This is a genomic window from Pseudomonas sp. MYb118, from assembly GCF_040947875.1.
In the GTDB taxonomy this organism is placed as follows: Bacteria; Pseudomonadota; Gammaproteobacteria; order Pseudomonadales; family Pseudomonadaceae; genus Aquipseudomonas.
The window spans coordinates 2,923,796-2,940,272 of sequence record NZ_JBFRXN010000002.1; the positions used below are offsets into that span (position 1 = coordinate 2,923,796).

Genomic DNA, 16,477 nt, shown 5'->3' on the forward strand with positions numbered 1-16,477 from the left:
GCGATGGCGTTCTCGGAATCGCCAAAAGCATCGCGAGCAGGCTCGCTCCCACAGGGGATAGTCGTTGTCTGTTACTAACTTATTTGCCACCACTCCCCGCCACGCTTTCACCACCGCGGGTCAGGTAATAGGCGCCGAGAATCGGCAGCATGGTCACCATCATCACCAGCATCGCCACGACGTTGGTCACCGGCACATCCCGTGGTCGGCTGAGCTGGTTGAGCAGCCACAGCGGCAGGGTGCGTTCATGGCCGGCAGTGAAAGTTGTGACGATGATTTCGTCGAACGACAGCGCAAACGCCAACATGCCGCCGGCCAGCAACGCCGAGCCGAGGTTGGGCAGGATGATGTAGCGGAAGGTCTGCCAGCCGTCGGCGCCCAGGTCCATCGACGCTTCGATCAGGCTGTGCGACGTGCGGCGCAGGCGGGCGATGACGTTGTTGTAGACGATCACCACGCAGAAGGTCGCGTGGCCGACGATGATCGTGAACATCCCCGGCTCGATCCCCAGCGACTTGAAGGTCGCCAGCAGGGCGATCCCGGTGATGATCCCCGGCAGCGCAATCGGCAGGATCAGCATCAGCGAGATGCCCTGCTTGCCGAAGAAGTCCCGACGATACAGCGCGGCCGATGCGAGGGTGCCGAGCACCATGGCGATCAGGGTCGCAATGGCGGCGATCTGCAGCGACAGCTTGATGGCTTCCAGCACGTCCGGACGGGAGAAGGCGATGCCGATCCACTTCAGGGTGAAACCCTTGGGTGGAAAGCTGAACGCGGCGTCTTCGGTGTTGAAGGCGTAGAGGAAGATGATCAGGATCGGGAAGTGCAGGAACACCAACCCGCCCCAGGCCGCGATCCTGAGGCCCATGGAAGCTTTGTCAGAGTGCATCGAAGGCCCCCAGTCGTTTGACGATGGTCAGGTAGATGGCGATCAGCACGATCGGCACCAAGGTGAAGGCGGCGGCCATCGGCATGTTGCCGATCGCACCTTGCTGGGCATACACCATGCTGCCGACGAAATAGCCGGGTGGGCCCACCAGTTGCGGCACGATGAAGTCGCCCAGAGTCAGGGAAAAGGTGAAGATGGAACCTGCAGCGATGCCCGGCACCGACAGCGGCAGGATCACCTGCATGAAGGTCTGGCGCGGCTTGGCGCCGAGGTCGGCTGAGGCCTGCAGCAACGACGGCGGCAAGCGTTCCAGCGACGCCTGGATCGGCAGGATCATGAACGGCAGCCAGATGTAGACGAACACCATGAAGCGCCCCAGATGCGAGGTCGACAGGGTGCTGCCGCCCACGCCGGGAATGCCCAGCACGAACTGCAACAGCGGCTCCAGGCCCAGGTGCTGCACGAACCATTGCGCCACGCCGCCCTTGGCCAGCAGCAACGTCCACGCATAAGCCTTGACGATGTAGCTGGCCCACATCGGCATCATCACCGCGATGTAGAAAAACGCCTTGGTCTTGCCGGTGGTGTAGCGCGCCATGTAGTAGGCGATCGGGAACGCGACGATGGCGCTGGCGATCGACACCACGATGGCCATGCTCAGGGTGCGCAGGATGATGTCGAAGTTCGACGGCTGGAACAGCGCCGCCAGGTTCGCCAGGGTCAGGTCCGGGGTGACCGCCATGGTGAAGTCGTCGAAGGTGTAGAACCCTTGCCACAACAGCACCAGCAGCGAACCGAGGTAGATCGCGCCGAACCACAGCAGCGGCGGCACCAGCAGCAACGACAGGTAAAAGTTCGGTCGCCGGTACAGCAGGTTGGAAAACCTGCGCAACGCCGAGCCATGGGCCGGGGTTTGAGCGATTGCCACGCTGTTCATCTCACACCCCGCCTGCGGTGTCGTGCAGCGCGATCATCGCTTCGCGTGCCCAGCGCGCGCTGATGCGTTGCCCGGTCTGGTGCTGGGCACTGACGTCCAGCCACTGATTGTTGGCCTGGCTGATGTTCAGGGTCTGGCCGTTTTCCAGCTTCAATTCATAGCGGGTGGCGCTGCCCTGGTACTGGATGTCGTGGAGCAAACCGCTGACTTCGATTTCATGGCTGGCCAACGGGCCTTCGGCAAACCGTACGTGTTCGGGGCGAATCGAAAACGGCTGCGGGTTGCCGCTGAGCTGCTGGGCCAGCTCGCCACGAATCACGTTGGAGGTGCCGACGAACTCGGCGACAAAGGTGGTGGCCGGTTTCATGTAGAGGTTGCGCGGGGTGTCGACCTGTTCGATGCGACCCTTGTTGAACACCGCCACGCGGTCGGACATCGACAGCGCTTCGGTCTGGTCGTGGGTGACAAAAATGAAGGTGATGCCGAGCTGGCGTTGCAGCTTTTTCAGCTCGCTCTGCATTTGCTCGCGCAGCTTGAGGTCCAGTGCCCCCAGCGGCTCATCGAGCAGCAGCACCCGCGGGCGATTGACCAGGGCGCGGGCCAGGGCCACACGCTGGCGCTGGCCGCCGGACAGTTGCACCGGCTTGCGCTGGCCGTAGCCGCCCAGGGCGACCATCGACAGAGCTTCTTCGGCGCGGCTGTTGCGTTCGCTCTTGCCCACGCCTTTGACTTTCAGGCCATAGGCGACGTTGTCCAGCACGTTCATGTGCGGGAACAGGGCGTAATCCTGGAAAACGGTGTTGACGTCACGTTCATACGGCGGCAGCCCGGCGGCTTCTTCGCCGTGGATGCGGATCGAGCCGGCGCTCGGTTGTTCGAAACCGGCGATCAGGCGCAGACAGGTGGTTTTGCCCGACCCGGAAGGGCCCAGCATGGAAAAGAACTCGCCGTCCTGGATGTCGATGGAAACCCGGTCTACGGCCTTCACTTCGCCGAATAGACGGGAAACGTTGGTGAATTGGACTGCAAGCGTCATGGTGCGGTGCTCCGGAAAAGCTGAAATCTTGAAAACATCGCGAGCAGGCTCGCTCCCACAGGTCATGTGTGCTTTTTGTGGGAGCGAGCCTGCTCGCGATAGGGTTTAACGACCGCCCATGATCGCGATGTAGTCCTGGGTCCAGCGGCTGTACGGTACGAACTTGCCGCCTTCAGCCTGTGGGGTTTTCCAGAAGGCGATCTTGTCGAACTGGTCGAAACCGTTGGTCTTGCAGCCCTCGGCGCCGAGCAGTTCGCTCTCCTTGCACGCCGCCGGCACGGCGGGCAACGAACCGAACCAGGCGGCTACGTCGCCCTGGACTTTCGGTTGCAGCGACCAGTCCATCCACTTGTAGGCGCAGTTGGGGTGCTTGGCATCGGTGTGCAGCATGGTGGTGTCGGCCCAACCGGTGGCGCCTTCTTTCGGGATGGTCGAGGCGATCGGCTGCTTCTCGTTGACCAGGCCGTTGACCTGATACGGCCAGGCACCGGACGCGACCACGCCCTCGTTCTTGAAGTCGCTCATTTGCACGGTGGTGTCGTGCCAGTAGCGGTGGATCAGCGGCTGCTGGGCGCGCAACAGGTCGAGCACGGCCTTGTACTGCGCTTCGGTCAGCTCGTAGGGGTTCTGGATGCCCAGTTCCGGCTTGGCGGTCTTCAGGTACAGCGCCGCGTCGGCGATGTAGATCGGGCCGTCATAGGCCTGCACGCGGCCCTTGTTCGGCTTGCCGTCCGGCAGGTTCTCGGCGTTGAACAGCACACCCCAGGTGTCGGGCGCGGTCTTGAACACATTGGTGTTGTACATCAGCACGTTCGGGCCCCATTGATACGGGGTGCCGTAGGTCTGTTTGTTGACCACGTACCACGGCGCATCCTTGAGGCGCGGGTCGAGGTTCTTCCAGTTCGGGATCAGCGAAGTGTTGATCGGCTGCACGCGCTTGCCGACGATCAGCCGCAGCGAGGCATCGCCGGAGGCGGTCACCAGGTCGTAGCCACCCTTGGCCATCAGGCTGACCATTTCATCGGAAGTGGCGGCGGTTTTCACATTGACCTTGCAACCGGTTTCCTTCTCGAACCCGGTCACCCAGTCGTAGGCCTTGTCGCTTTCGCCACGTTCGATGTAGCCCGGCCACGCCACGATATCCAGTTGGCCTTCGCCCGCGCCAACGGCCTTCAACGGCTCGGCGGCCTGGACGCCGACACTGGCCAGCAACGCGGTAGTGATTGCACTGAGCAGTGCGGTCTTGTGCACGAACATTGGGTTTCCCTCTTCTTTAAATTATGGTCGGGGCAGTGTTGAACGTGGTGCAGCCATGCCTTTACGGCTAGTTGTCAGCGTAGTGCGCTTTTTATAAATGCTCTCCGTGGCGGGCCATGATGTGCCGCACCACGCTGTAGTCCTGAAGCGAGTCGCTGGACAGGTCCTTGCCGTAGCCCGAGCGTTTCAAGCCGCCGTGGGGCATCTCGCTGACCAGCATGAAATGGCTGTTGATCCAGGTGCAGCCGTACTGCAAACGCGCGGCGACCTGCATGGCCTTGTCCAGGTTCTGCGTCCAGACCGACGACGCCAGGCCGTATTCCGAATCGTTGGCCCAGTCCACGGCCTGTTCCAAGGCATCGAAACGGGTCACGGTCACCACCGGGCCGAACACCTCGCGCTGGACGATTTCATCGCCTTGCTTGCAGCCGGCCAGCAGGGTCGGCTGGTAATAGAAGCCGGCCCCGGAATGCACCGCGGCCCCGGTGACCCGCTCGATGTGCGGCTGGCCAAGGGCGCGCTCGACGAAGCTGGCCACGCGGTCGCGCTGGCGGGTGCTGATCAAGGGACCGATCTCGTTGTCGGCGTCGCGCTTGCCGGCAAAACGCAGGCTGCTGACTGCGGCACCGAGTTCGGCCACCAGGCGATCATGGATGCCCGCCTGCGCATAGATGCGGCACGCCGCCGTGCAGTCCTGGCCGGCGTTGTAGTAGCCGTAGCTGCGCACGCCTTCGACCACGGCCTGGATATCGGCATCGTTGCAGACGATCACCGGCGCCTTGCCACCGAGTTCCAGGTGCGTGCGCTTGAGGGTCTTGGCCGCGGCCTGGAGGATTTTCTGGCCGGTGACGATATCGCCGGTCAGCGACACCATGCGGATTTTCGGGTGGCTGACCAGATGGCTGCCGACCCCTTCGCCGCCCCCGCAGATGATGTTGATCACTCCAGGTGGCAGGATTTCGGCCAGTGCGGGGGCCAGGGCCAGGATCGACAGCGGCGTGTGCTCGGACGGCTTGAACACCAGGGTGTTGCCGGCAGCCAGTGCCGGGGCGATTTTCCACGCGGCCATCATGATCGGGTAGTTCCACGGCGCGATGGAGGCCACCACGCCAATGGGGTCGCGGCGCACCATGCTGGTGTAGCCGGGCATGTATTCGCCGCTGAGCTGCCCGGTCTGGCAGCGTACGGCGCCGGCGAAGAAGCGGAACACGTCAACGGTGGCGCTCAGGTCGTCCTGACGGGCCAGGTGCAGAGGCTTGCCGCAATTGAGCGATTCGAGGCGGGCGAGCAGGTCGGCCTGCTTTTCCACGGCGTTGGCGATCTCCAGCAGCAGGTTGGAGCGTTGCTGCGGGGTGGTCCGTGACCAACTGGCAAAGGCGCGATTGGCGGCGAGGATGGCCGCTTCGACCTGTTCGGTGCTGGCCTCGGCGATGTGCGTGAGAACCTCACCCGTGGCCGGGTTGAGGATGGGTTCGACAAAACCCTGACCTGCGACCAGTTCGCCATCGATCAACAACGCGGTGAACAACGGGGTCTGCGCGCCAGCCATTTTTCGCGATCTCTTTTCTTGTGTGGCCATGTTGCTCCCTGTGACTGGGGGCGGGCCGTCTTATCTGGATGAATCAAGACTAGTGCCCGGACCCGAGGTCGACAAATACTAAATACTGAAGGTGGCGTTCGATTAAATAGATGGCTTGCGTGGACCGTGGGGTTGTTCACGGGCGACGGTCAGGAACGGGTCCACCAGCGCCGGGCGCGCAGTGCCGCGGCGCCAGGCCAGGCCCACGTCGAGGGTCTGGCTCAGATCAGCGATAGGACGCGCCTCGATGATGTCGCCCTCCAGCGACCAGGGGCGGTAGGTCATGTCCGGCTGGATCGAAACGCCAAGACCGGCGGCCACCAGGCTACGCACCGCTTCGGTCGAGGCGGTTTTCAGGGTGACGCGCGGTTGCAGCGAGGCCGCCGACCACATGCGCTGGGCGTTGCGGTCCATTTCATCGACGTTCAGTTGAATCAATGGCTCGCGGGCGACATCCGCCAGGTTGATGCTGTCGTGCTCCAGCAGCGGATGCTGGGCCGGCAGCCACAGGCGATGGGGCGAGTGAGTCAGCACTTCGGTCTGCAGGGCGTGGCGATCCTCGAGGTTGGACAGGATCAACACGCCGACGTCGATCTCGCCGCTGACCAGCAAATGCTCGATATACGGCCGCTCATCCTCCATCACACGGATTTCCACGTTGGGGTAGGCGCGCTGAAAGCGGGTGAGCAGGTCCGCCAGATAATAACCGGCCACAAGACTGGTCACCCCGACGATCAACTGCCCCGCCACCTGATCGGTGCTTTGCTGCAGACTGCGTTTGGCGTTATCCACCGTGGCCAAAATCAGATGCGCCTGACGCAAAAACTGGTGCCCCTGATGCGTCAGGGTCATGCCCTTGGCGTGACGATTGAACAGACCGACACCGATCTCCTGCTCCAGTTGCTGGATCGCCAGAGTCAGAGTCGATTGAGAAATAAACGCAGTCTGCGCGGCGGCCGAAATCGAACCGGTCTCGGCCACAGCGATAAAATGGCGGATCTGACGCAAGGTCATCATAAACAGGCACCCGGTGGGCAGTTTTTATAGATTCACCCGAGTGTATATCGTTTTACTAGATACCCCCTGTAGGAGCGAGCTTGCTCGCGATGGCGGCCCAGACACCGAGGACACCCGATAGCCCGCATCATCGTTAACGACCATCGCGAGCAAGCCCGCTCCCACAGGAACCCCACCGTACCTGTAGGAGCGAGTTCACTCGCGATGGCAGCCCAGACACCGCAAGCATTCAGACAGCCCACGTCATCGTTAAAGACCATCGCGAGCAGGCTCGCTCCCACAAAAACAAAAACAGAAACAGAGCCACGATCCCACAGGCGCCGCAGATTGCCCCGTCGGAAGGCCGAGTGGAGGTTCTGCGCAGTGGGCAACCCGGCATGGATGCCGGGTTAGCCGCCCTCGGCCAAGGATGGCCGATGGCGGCGGGCCCACGGAGCAGGACCGGAGCGAGGGATCCCGGAGCGTCAGCGAAGGGCCGTACGTCAGGGGCCAGGCGTTTTGGTGACTTTGCGCCGGGCCGCGTAGGCGACAAAGTCACCCGCCGTAAGGGCGGAACCTTAAGCCGCCGCAACCGCAGAAATGGATATGTACACCGGAAGGCCGCCATCGCGGGCAAGCCCGCTCCCACAGGAACCCCACCGTACCTGTAGGAGCGAGTTCACTCGCGATGGTGGTCAACGATAACGCGGGCAGCCTGATACCCCGCGGTGCCCCAACGTCCATCGCGAGCAGGCTCGCTCCCACAAAAACAGAAACAGAAACAGAACCACGATCCCACAGGCGCCGCAGATTGCCCCGTCGTAAGGCCGAGTGGAGGTTCTGCGCAGTGGGCAACCCGGCATGGATGCCGGGTTAGCCGCCCTCGGCCAAGGATGGCCGATGGCGGCGGGCCCACGGAGCAGGACCGGAGCGAGGGAACCCTGAGCGCCAGCGAAGGGCCGTACGTCAGGGGCCAGGCGTTTTGGTTACTTTGGCGCGACAAAGTAACCCGCCGTAAAGGCGGAACCAAAAGCGGCCGTTATCGCAGAAATGGATATGTACGCCTGTAAGGCCGCCATCGCGAGCAAGCTCGCTCCTACAGAGCGACAAAGTAACCCGCCGTAAAGGCGGAACCAAAAGCGGCCGTTATCGCAGAAATGGATATGTACGCCTGTAAGGCCGTCATCGCGAGCAAGCTCGCTCCTACAGAGCCCCAAAGTCACCCGCCGTAAGGGCGGAACCAAATGCGGCCGTTACCGCAGAAATGGATATGTACGCCTGTAAGGCCGCCATCGCGAGCAAGCTCGCTCCTACAGAGCCCCAAAGTCACCCGCCGTAAAGGCGGAACCCAAAGCGGCCTTTACCGCAGCAATGGATATGTGCACCTTGAGGCCGCCATCGTCGGAACGCCGCCCGGAGCAAGCCCGCTCCTACAGTGCCCAACGCAGGCAACATCTGGAAGCACTCCCACCCACCGGAAACAGGTCGTTTCGATCTAGTCTTGAAACCTTCTTGCGTTACTCAGTGGAGGCGAAACACATGAATACCCGCGGATTGCTCGACCAATTGCTCCGGTCCGGCCAGGACCTGTTGCAGAAAAAAGCCGGGGCCACGCAGGGCAAGGCGTCCGGTGGTGCATTGGGCAGCATGCTTTCGGGGGCCGGCGGTGGCGCATTGGCGGCGGGGGCGATGGGGCTCCTGCTCGGCAATAAAAAGGTGCGCAAGGTCGGCGGCAAAGTCGCCATCTATGGTGGTCTCGCCGCCTTGGGCGTGATTGCCTACAAGGCCTATGGCAACTGGCAGGCGCAACAGGGGACGGCGCCCGCGCGCGAGCCGCAAACCGTGGACCGCTTGCCAGCGGCTCAGGCCGAACAGCACAGCCAGGCGATTCTCACGGCGCTGGTGGCTGCCGCCAAGGCGGACGGCCACGTCGATGAGCGTGAAAGGGCACTGATCGAAGGCGAGTTCACCAAGCTGGACAACGACCGCGAGCTGCACCACTGGCTGCACGCCGAATTGAACAAGCCCCTTGACCCCGCCGGCGTGGCGCGCATCGCCAGCACTCCGGAAATGGCCGCCGAAATGTACGTCGCCAGCGTCATGATGGTGGACGAGGAGAGCTTCATGGAAAAGTCCTATCTGGAAGAGCTCGCCCGCCAGTTGAAGCTGGCGCCGGGGTTGAAGGTCGAGCTGGAAAACCAGGTCCGCCAGGCCACTCTGTAGCGCTCGCCTGGGCTTTGATCGCCAGGATGAGACACGCTGTGCAACTGTCTTATAAATGACACACCGCCCTCGGCTATACTCCCCCAGCATTTAACTGGCCCCGAGGACTGACTGTGAAGAACTGGACGTTGCGCCAACGCATCTTGGCGAGCTTTGCGGTAATTATCGCCATCATGCTGCTGATGGTCGTCGTCTCGTATTCACGGTTGTTGAAGATCGAGGCCAGCGACGCCAGTGTGCGTGATGACGCTCTGCCAGGCGTGTATTACAGCTCGGTGATTCGCGGTGCCTGGGTCGACAGTTATCTGCAGATCCAGGAAATGCTGGGGCTCAAGGAGGCCCAGGGTTTCAGCTCGGAAGACACTGCCCTGTTCAAGGGCTTCGACGCCCGTGTGCAAGAGGCCATGGCTGACTATCGCGCCACCGTCACCACCGATGAGGACAAGCTCGAGTTCGCCGCCTTCGAAAAGCTGCATGCCGATTACGGCAAAATCCTGGACGGCGTGATCGACTTGCGCAGGCGTAATCAGGAAGCCGACGCCATCAGGTTGTTCAACGAACAGCTGACGCCGGCGTGGAAGGCCGGGCGCATGAAGCTCAATGACATCCTGCGGCAAAACAAGGCTGTCGCCGATCAAGACATGGCGAACATTGATGCCGCCGTGGCCACCGCGAAACTCATCATGGGCATCTCCCTGCTGGTCGCGGTACTGGCCGCGGCTCTATGTGGCCTGTTGCTGATGCGCGCGATCATGGCGCCGATGAATCGCATCGTCGAGATTCTCGAAATCATGCGCACCGGCGACCTCAGCGGTCGCCTGAACCTGGAACGCAAGGACGAATTCGGCGCGGTGGAAACCGGCTTCAACGACATGATGGCCGAACTCACGTCACTGGTGTCCCAGGCCCAACGCTCGTCGGTGCAGGTCACCACGTCGGTGACCGAAATCGCCGCGACTTCCAAGCAGCAGCAGGCCACCGCCACGGAAACCGCGGCCACGACCACCGAAATCGGCGCCACGTCCCGGGAAATCGCCGCCACTTCGCGTGATCTGGTGCGTACCATGACCGAAGTCTCCACGGCGGCCGATCAGGCCTCGGTGGCCGCAGGTTCCGGGCAGCAGGGCCTGGCGCGGATGGAAGAGACCATGCATTCGGTGATGGGCGCCGCGGATCTGGTGAACGCCAAACTGGCGATCCTCAACGAGAAGGCCGGCAACATCAATCAGGTGGTCGTCACCATCGTCAAGGTCGCCGACCAGACCAACCTGTTGTCGCTCAACGCCGCGATCGAAGCGGAAAAAGCCGGTGAATACGGCCGCGGTTTTGCCGTGGTCGCCACCGAAGTGCGTCGCCTGGCCGACCAGACCGCCGTGGCCACCTACGACATCGAACAGATGGTGCGCGAGATCCAGTCGGCGGTCTCGGCCGGGGTCATGGGCATGGACAAGTTCTCCGAAGAAGTGCGCCGTGGCATGTTCGAGGTGCAGCAGGTCGGTGAGCAACTGTCGCAGATTATCCACCAGGTGCAGGCGCTCGCGCCTCGGGTGCTGATGGTCAATGAAGGCATGCAGGCACAGGCCACCGGTGCCGAGCAGATCAACCACGCGCTGGTGCAGTTGGGTGATGCCAGCAGCCAGACGGTCGAATCCCTGCGTCAGGCCAGCTCCGCCATCGACGAACTGAGCCAGGTGGCCGTCGGGCTGCGCAGCGGCGTGTCGCGATTCAAAGTCTGATGAACGAACTCACGGCCAAACGCTCCGCCGTGAAAGCGGCGACGCAGGCGTTGTTCCTGGTATTTCGCATCGGCAGCGAACGGTATGCCCTGCAAGCGAGCGAGATCGCCGAGGTGCTGCCGCGCCTGCCGTTGAAGCCTGTCGCGCAGGCACCGGAGTGGGTCGCCGGGGTGTTTGCCTATCGCGGCGCCGTGGTGCCGGTGATCGACCTCAGTGCCCTGGCGTTCGGTGTGGCGGCCCAGGCGCGAACCAGTACCCGACTGGTGCTGGTCAACTATCGAGCCCACGACGGCGCCGAAGCACGCTGGCTCGGGCTGATTCTCGAGCAGGCCACCGATACCTTGCGCTGCAACCCGGCGGATTTTCAGCCTTACGGCCTGGATAACCGCCAGGCGCCCTGGCTTGGGCCTGTACGTGAAGATGCCCAGGGCTTGTTGCAGTGGGTGCGTGTCGCCGATCTATTGGATGAGCGGGTTCGTGCGTTGCTGTTTCCGTCGCCGCCGCTGGACCCGGCGCTGCTTGAGGAAGGCTCATGAACAGCGATCAACGGTTTTTCGATTTTCTCAAGGAGCGTATCGGCCTCGACGTCGCGTCGGTCGGGCCGGCGATCATCGAGCGCGCGGTGCGCCAGCGCAGCAGTGCGTCCCGCGCCGAGACGGCCGACGAATACTGGCAGACGTTGCAAAACTCGCGGGAAGAGCAACAGGCGCTGATCGAAGCGGTGATCGTGCCCGAAACCTGGTTTTTCCGTTACCCGGAATCCTTCGCCACCCTGGCCAAACTGGCCGCCAGGCGCCTGGGCGAAATCAACAACCTGCGCGCCCTGCGCATACTCAGCCTGCCGTGCTCCACTGGCGAAGAGCCTTACTCCATCGCCATGGCCTTGCTCGATGCCGGACTCAAGCCGCATCAGTTCAAGGTCGAAGGCATGGACGTCAGCCCGCTGTCTGTGGAAAAGGCCCGGCGCGGGGTGTATGGCAAGAATTCCTTTCGCGGCCAGGACCTGGCGTATCGCGACCGGCACTTCCTCGCCGAAGGCGACGGCTATCGCCTGGAGGAACGGGTACAGGAACAGGTGCACTTGCAGGTCGGCAATCTGCTGGATCCGGCATTGCTGGCCAATGAAGCGCCCTACGACTTTGTGTTCTGCCGCAACCTGCTGATCTATTTCGATCAGCCTACTCAGCAACAGGTTTTCGAAGTGCTCAAGCGCCTGACCCATGTCGATGGCGTACTGTTCATCGGCCCGGCGGAGGGTAGCCTGCTTGGGCGGTTCGGCATGCGTTCGATCGGTATTCCCCAGTCGTTCGCGTTCAGTCGGCACCAGGCTCCGGAACCGGAGCATGCGCCTGCGCCGGTGTTCGTGCCGACCGCGCTGCCGGTACGGCGCACCGTGGCGCCACCACCACCGGTGCGCAATCGGCCTTTCGCGACAGTGACGCCGTTGCCGGTCACGACCAGGGCGACCAACCCGGACGCAGCGACCTTGTTGGCCAACATCGCCGCCCTGGCCAACGAGGGCAAAGCGGCCGAAGCCCGCGCGGCGTGCGAGCATTATCTGCGCAGCCATGAGCCGGTGGCGCAGGTGTTCTACTGGCTGGGGCTGCTCAGCGATGTGGCCGGCAGTGCCCTCGAAGCCCAGGGTTTTTACCGCAAGGCGTTGTACCTCGACCCGCAACATTCCGAAGCGTTGATGCACCTGGCGGCCTTGCTGCAATCCCAGGGGGACACGGCGGGTGCCCGACGATTGCAGGACCGCGCCGCGCGCAGCGAGCGCGCAGACAGTGAGCGCAAACGATGAATGCCACCGACGGCTTCAGCCTGACCCATGAAGATGCCCAGGCCATCGACGATTGCTGGAACCGTATCGGTATCCATGGCGACAAGTCCTGCCCGCTGCTGGTCGAACATATTCACTGCCGCAATTGCTCGGTGTATTCGGCGGCTGCCACGCGCCTGCTGGATCGCTACGCGTTGCAGCAGGAAGACCGCGGACAGGTCAGCGTCGCACTCGAGAGCGAGGTCAGGACCCGCTCGTTGCTGATGTTCCGCCTCGGCGAGGAATGGCTGGGCCTGGCGACCCGCAGCCTGGTGGAAGTGGCACCGCTGCAAACCATCCATTCGTTGCCGCACCAGCGCTCGCGAGCCTTGCTCGGCGTGGCGAACGTGCGCGGTGCGCTGGTGGCCTGCCTGTCGCTGATCGAGCTGCTGGGCCTGGATGGCACGAACAACGTGGCCAGCGGCGCACGGGTGATGCCACGCATGCTGATCATCGCCGCCCACGGCGGGCCGGTGGTGGTGCCGGTGGACGAAGTCGACGGCATCCATGCCATCGACGAGCGCACCCTCGATGCGGCCTCCCGATCCGGCGCCCATGCCAACGCCAAATACACGCGAGGCGTGTTGCAATTCAAAGGTCGCAGCCTGCGTTGGCTGGATGAAGAACAGCTGCTGTCTGCCGTGACCCGGAGCCTGACATGACCCCCGAGCAAATGCGCGACGCCTCTTTGCTGGAGCTGTTCAGCCTCGAAGCCGAGGCCCAGACCCAGGTGCTGAGCGCCGGGCTGCTGGCGCTCGAGCGCGATCCGACCCAGGCCGATCAACTCGAGTCGTGCATGCGCGCGGCCCACTCGCTCAAGGGTGCGGCGCGTATTGTCGGCGTCGATGCCGGCGTCAGCGTGGCTCATGTGATGGAAGATTGCCTGGTCAGCGCCCAGGAGGGACGCCTGTACCTGCGCCCCGAGCACATTGACGCCTTGTTGCAGGGCACCGACCTGCTGATGCGCATTGCCACACCGAACCACGCACCGACGCCGGCGGATATCGAAGGTTACGTGGCGCTGATGGCGCGCTTGCTCGATCCGCTGGCGCCCGCCGCGCCTGTCAGCACGCCGCCTGCGCCGCCCGTTACCGAGCCGCCGCCTCCCGTCGTCGAGCCCGCTGCGCCGCCGGTCGAGCCGGTTGTTGCTGCGCCGGTCGAGCCGGTGGTGGCGCCCCGCAAAACCAAACGCACCACGGAAAACGGCGAGCGGGTCCTGCGGGTCACGGCCGAACGCCTGAACAGCCTGCTCGACCTGTCGAGCAAATCCCTGGTGGAAACCCTGCGCCTCAAGCCGCACCTGGCGACCATGCAACGGGTCAAGCGCATCCAGAACAACGGCCTGCGCGCCCTGGAAAATCTCAACGTGCACCTCAAGGACCAGGCCCTGAGCCTGGAGGCCCAGGAAGCGCTTGAGGACGCCCGTCGCCTGTTGGCCGAATCCCAGCAATTGCTGGTGGAAAAGAACGCCGAGCTGGACGAGTTTGCCTGGCAGGCCAGTCAACGGGCCCAGGTGCTGTACGACACCGCACTGGCCTGCCGCATGCGACCGTTCGCCGATGTGTTGAGTGGCCAGGCGCGCATGGTTCGTGACCTTGGGCGCAGCCTGGGCAAGCAAGTACGGCTGGAGATCGAGGGCGAGAAAACCCAAGTCGACCGGGACGTGCTGGAAAAACTCGAGGCGCCGCTGACGCACCTGTTGCGCAACGCCGTCGATCACGGCATCGAAACCCCGGAGCAACGCCTGCTGGCGGGCAAGCCCGAAGAAGGCCTGATCCGTCTGCGTGCCTCCCACCAGGCCGGTTTGCTGGTACTGGAGCTCAGCGACGACGGTAATGGTGTCGATCTGGAAAAGGTCCGCCGCAGTGTCATCGAGCGCCAATTGTCGCCAGCGGAAACTGCCGCGCAGTTGAGCGAAGAGGAACTGCTGACGTTCCTGTTCCTGCCCGGCTTCAGCCTGCGCGACAAGGTCACCGAAGTGTCCGGGCGCGGCGTTGGCCTGGACGCGGTCCAGCACATGGTCCGCCAGTTGCGCGGCGCGGTGGTGCTGGAGCAGACGGCGGGCGAGGGCAGCCGCTTTCACCTGGAAGTGCCGCTGACCCTGTCGGTGGTGCGCAGCCTGGTGGTGGAGGTGGGCGATGAGGCCTATGCGTTTCCGCTGGCGCACATCGAGCGCATGTGCGACCTGGAGCCCACCGACATTGTGCAGGTCGAAGGCCGCCAGCACTTCTGGCATGAGGGTCGGCATGTCGGCCTGGTGGCGGCGAGCCAATTGCTCCAGCGCCCGGCCAGCCAGAACAATCAGCAAACCCTCAAGGTCGTGGTGATCCGCGAGCGCGACGCGGTCTACGGCGTCGCGGTCGAGCGGTTCATCGGCGAGCGCACCCTGGTGGTCCTGCCGCTCGACGAACGGTTGGGCAAGGTCCAGGACATTTCCGCCGGCGCCTTGCTCGACGACGGTTCGGTGGTGTTGATCGTCGACGTCGAGGACATGCTGCGTTCAGTGGACAAGCTGCTCAATGCCGGGCGCCTGGAGCGGATCGCCCGCCAGGGCAGCCAGACGGCCGACGCCGCGCGCAAACGGATCCTGGTGGTCGACGATTCGCTGACGGTGCGCGAGCTGCAGCGCAAGTTGCTGATCAATCGCGGTTACGACGTGGCCGTGGCGGTCGACGGCATGGATGGCTGGAACGCCTTGCGTTCGGAGGCGTTCGACCTGCTGATCACCGACATCGACATGCCGCGCATGGACGGCATCGAACTGGTGTCCCTGTTGCGCCGGGACAACCGTTTGCAATCGCTGCCGGTCATGGTGGTGTCGTACAAGGATCGCGAAGAAGATCGTCGTCGTGGACTGGACGCCGGAGCCGACTATTATCTAGCCAAAGCCAGTTTTCATGATGATGCCCTGCTTGATGCAGTGGTTGAGCTCATCGGAGGAGCGAGGGCATGAGGATCGCAATCGTCAACGATATGCCCATGGCGGTCGAGGCATTGCGTCGCGCGTTGGCTTTCGATCCGACGCATGAGGTGGTGTGGGTGGCGGCCAACGGCGCCGAGGCCGTGCAGCGCTGTGCCGAAAATACCCCGGACCTGATCCTGATGGATCTGATCATGCCGGTCATGGACGGTGTCGAGGCGACGCGGCGGATCATGGCCGAGTCGCCGTGCGCCATCGTTATCGTGACCGTCGACCGCCAGCAGAACGTACACCGGGTGTTCGAGGCCATGGGTCATGGCGCCCTGGATGTGGTGGACACCCCCGCGCTCGGTGCGGGCAACCCCCATGAAGCGGCCGCACCCCTGCTGCGCAAGATCATGAACATCGGCTGGCTGATCGGCGACCGCGCAAACCGCGAGCGCCAGGCCCCCAGCCCGCTGCGTGGCAGCGCTTCGCGCCAGCGCCTGATTGCCATTGGCTCGTCCGCGGGCGGGCCGGCGGCGCTGGAAGTGCTGCTCAAGGGGCTGCCAAGGGATTTTCCGGTCGCCATCGTGCTGGTGCAGCACGTGGATCAGGTCTTCGCCGCCGGCATGGCCGAATGGCTCAGCAGCGCCAGCGGCCTGAACGTGCGCCTGGCTCGCGAGGGCGAACCGCCCCAGCCCGGCGCGGTACTGCTGGCGGGCACCAATCACCATATTCGCTTGCTGAAGAACGGCACGCTGGCGTATACCGCCGAACCGGTCAACGAAATCTATCGGCCCTCGATCGACGTGTTTTTCGAAAGCGTGGCCAGTTACTGGAATGGCGATGCCGTCGGGGTTTTATTGACCGGCATGGGGCGAGACGGCGCGCAGGGGCTTAAACTCATGCGTCAACAGGGTTACCTGACCATCGCTCAGGACCAACAAAGCAGCGCAGTGTATGGCATGCCGAAAGCGGCAGCGGCCATCGACGCCGCCACAGAGATTCGCGCGCTGGACAAGATAGCGCCAAGATTGCTGGAGATTTTCGCCAAATGACTACGTTTCGCTGCAATGATGATCCGGATGATCAGGTGACCACAC

Annotated in this window: 13 protein-coding genes; 7 read left to right on the top strand and 6 right to left on the bottom strand. The window is 63.4% G+C overall.

Translation table 11 applies throughout. The features are described 5' to 3' along the window. Positions 1 to 79 precede the first annotated feature (79 nt). From ABVN20_RS19135 to ABVN20_RS19160, 6 genes are all read right to left on the bottom strand, one after another. A complete protein-coding gene (locus tag ABVN20_RS19135; protein ID WP_368557257.1) occupies positions 80 to 889 on the bottom strand; it encodes an ABC transporter permease in 810 nt (269 codons plus the stop codon). Next, positions 879 to 1,826 carry an ABC transporter permease gene (locus ABVN20_RS19140; protein ID WP_368557258.1) on the bottom strand — a complete coding sequence of 316 codons (948 nt, stop codon included), beginning with the start codon at positions 1,824 to 1,826 and terminating at the stop codon, positions 879 to 881. Before ABVN20_RS19140 ends, ABVN20_RS19135 begins: the two co-directional genes overlap by 11 nt. Position 1,827: 1 nt before the next feature. Then, positions 1,828 to 2,862, bottom strand: a complete 1,035-nt coding sequence (locus ABVN20_RS19145) for an ABC transporter ATP-binding protein (RefSeq protein WP_368557259.1) — start codon at positions 2,860 to 2,862, stop codon at positions 1,828 to 1,830. A 105-nt stretch (positions 2,863 to 2,967) separates the two neighbouring features. Then, positions 2,968 to 4,119, bottom strand: a complete 1,152-nt coding sequence (gene ydcS / locus ABVN20_RS19150) for a putative ABC transporter substrate-binding protein YdcS (protein ID WP_368557260.1) — start codon at positions 4,117 to 4,119, stop codon at positions 2,968 to 2,970. A 91-nt stretch (positions 4,120 to 4,210) separates the two neighbouring features. Continuing rightward, a complete protein-coding gene (locus tag ABVN20_RS19155) occupies positions 4,211 to 5,698 on the bottom strand; it encodes a gamma-aminobutyraldehyde dehydrogenase (RefSeq protein WP_368557261.1) in 1,488 nt (495 codons plus the stop codon). 102 nt (positions 5,699 to 5,800) lie between these two features. Beyond that, positions 5,801 to 6,715 carry a LysR family transcriptional regulator gene (locus ABVN20_RS19160; protein WP_368557262.1) on the bottom strand — a complete coding sequence of 305 codons (915 nt, stop codon included), beginning with the start codon at positions 6,713 to 6,715 and terminating at the stop codon, positions 5,801 to 5,803. Positions 6,716 to 8,233: 1,518 nt separating this feature from the next. Between ABVN20_RS19160 and ABVN20_RS19165 the strand changes: the two genes are divergently transcribed. From ABVN20_RS19165 to ABVN20_RS19195, 7 genes are all read left to right on the top strand, one after another. Next, positions 8,234 to 8,917 carry a tellurite resistance TerB family protein gene (locus ABVN20_RS19165; protein WP_368557263.1) on the top strand — a complete coding sequence of 228 codons (684 nt, stop codon included), beginning with the start codon at positions 8,234 to 8,236 and terminating at the stop codon, positions 8,915 to 8,917. Between the two features lie 113 nt (positions 8,918 to 9,030). Next, positions 9,031 to 10,653, top strand: coding sequence for a methyl-accepting chemotaxis protein (locus ABVN20_RS19170; protein WP_368557264.1), 1,623 nt, complete (start codon positions 9,031 to 9,033; stop codon positions 10,651 to 10,653). Further along, complete coding sequence (locus tag ABVN20_RS19175; RefSeq protein WP_368557265.1) at positions 10,653 to 11,189, top strand: chemotaxis protein CheW; 537 nt, start codon at positions 10,653 to 10,655, stop codon at positions 11,187 to 11,189. Before ABVN20_RS19170 ends, ABVN20_RS19175 begins: the two co-directional genes overlap by 1 nt. Next, on the top strand, positions 11,186 to 12,454 hold the full coding sequence (locus tag ABVN20_RS19180) for a CheR family methyltransferase (RefSeq protein WP_368557266.1): 1,269 nt from the start codon (positions 11,186 to 11,188) through the stop codon (positions 12,452 to 12,454). Before ABVN20_RS19175 ends, ABVN20_RS19180 begins: the two co-directional genes overlap by 4 nt. Next, positions 12,451 to 13,134 (top strand): chemotaxis protein CheW, encoded by a 684-nt coding sequence (locus ABVN20_RS19185; RefSeq protein ID WP_368557267.1) that lies wholly within the window; start codon positions 12,451 to 12,453, stop codon positions 13,132 to 13,134. The genes ABVN20_RS19180 and ABVN20_RS19185 overlap by 4 nt, the downstream gene beginning before the upstream one ends. Next, a complete protein-coding gene (locus tag ABVN20_RS19190; RefSeq protein ID WP_368557268.1) occupies positions 13,131 to 15,425 on the top strand; it encodes a hybrid sensor histidine kinase/response regulator in 2,295 nt (764 codons plus the stop codon). The genes ABVN20_RS19185 and ABVN20_RS19190 overlap by 4 nt, the downstream gene beginning before the upstream one ends. Next, complete coding sequence (locus ABVN20_RS19195; protein ID WP_368557269.1) at positions 15,422 to 16,432, top strand: chemotaxis response regulator protein-glutamate methylesterase; 1,011 nt, start codon at positions 15,422 to 15,424, stop codon at positions 16,430 to 16,432. Before ABVN20_RS19190 ends, ABVN20_RS19195 begins: the two co-directional genes overlap by 4 nt. Positions 16,433 to 16,477: the final 45 nt, after the last annotated feature.

Excerpts from the sequence above, each read along its gene's own strand:
- ABVN20_RS19135 (WP_368557257.1), bottom strand. The coding sequence starts at position 889 with ATGCACTCTGACAAAGCTTCCATGGGCCTCAGGATCGCGGCCTGGGGC.
- ABVN20_RS19140 (WP_368557258.1), bottom strand. The coding sequence starts at position 1,826 with ATGAACAGCGTGGCAATCGCTCAAACCCCGGCCCATGGCTCGGCGTTG.
- ABVN20_RS19145 (WP_368557259.1), bottom strand. The coding sequence starts at position 2,862 with ATGACGCTTGCAGTCCAATTCACCAACGTTTCCCGTCTATTCGGCGAA.
- ydcS (WP_368557260.1), bottom strand. The coding sequence starts at position 4,119 with ATGTTCGTGCACAAGACCGCACTGCTCAGTGCAATCACTACCGCGTTG.
- ABVN20_RS19155 (WP_368557261.1), bottom strand. The coding sequence starts at position 5,698 with ATGGCCACACAAGAAAAGAGATCGCGAAAAATGGCTGGCGCGCAGACC.
- ABVN20_RS19160 (WP_368557262.1), bottom strand. The coding sequence starts at position 6,715 with ATGATGACCTTGCGTCAGATCCGCCATTTTATCGCTGTGGCCGAGACC.
- ABVN20_RS19165 (WP_368557263.1), top strand. The coding sequence starts at position 8,234 with ATGAATACCCGCGGATTGCTCGACCAATTGCTCCGGTCCGGCCAGGAC.
- ABVN20_RS19175 (WP_368557265.1), top strand. The coding sequence starts at position 10,653 with ATGAACGAACTCACGGCCAAACGCTCCGCCGTGAAAGCGGCGACGCAG.
- ABVN20_RS19180 (WP_368557266.1), top strand. The coding sequence starts at position 11,186 with ATGAACAGCGATCAACGGTTTTTCGATTTTCTCAAGGAGCGTATCGGC.
- ABVN20_RS19185 (WP_368557267.1), top strand. The coding sequence starts at position 12,451 with ATGAATGCCACCGACGGCTTCAGCCTGACCCATGAAGATGCCCAGGCC.
- ABVN20_RS19190 (WP_368557268.1), top strand. The coding sequence starts at position 13,131 with ATGACCCCCGAGCAAATGCGCGACGCCTCTTTGCTGGAGCTGTTCAGC.
- ABVN20_RS19195 (WP_368557269.1), top strand. The coding sequence starts at position 15,422 with ATGAGGATCGCAATCGTCAACGATATGCCCATGGCGGTCGAGGCATTG.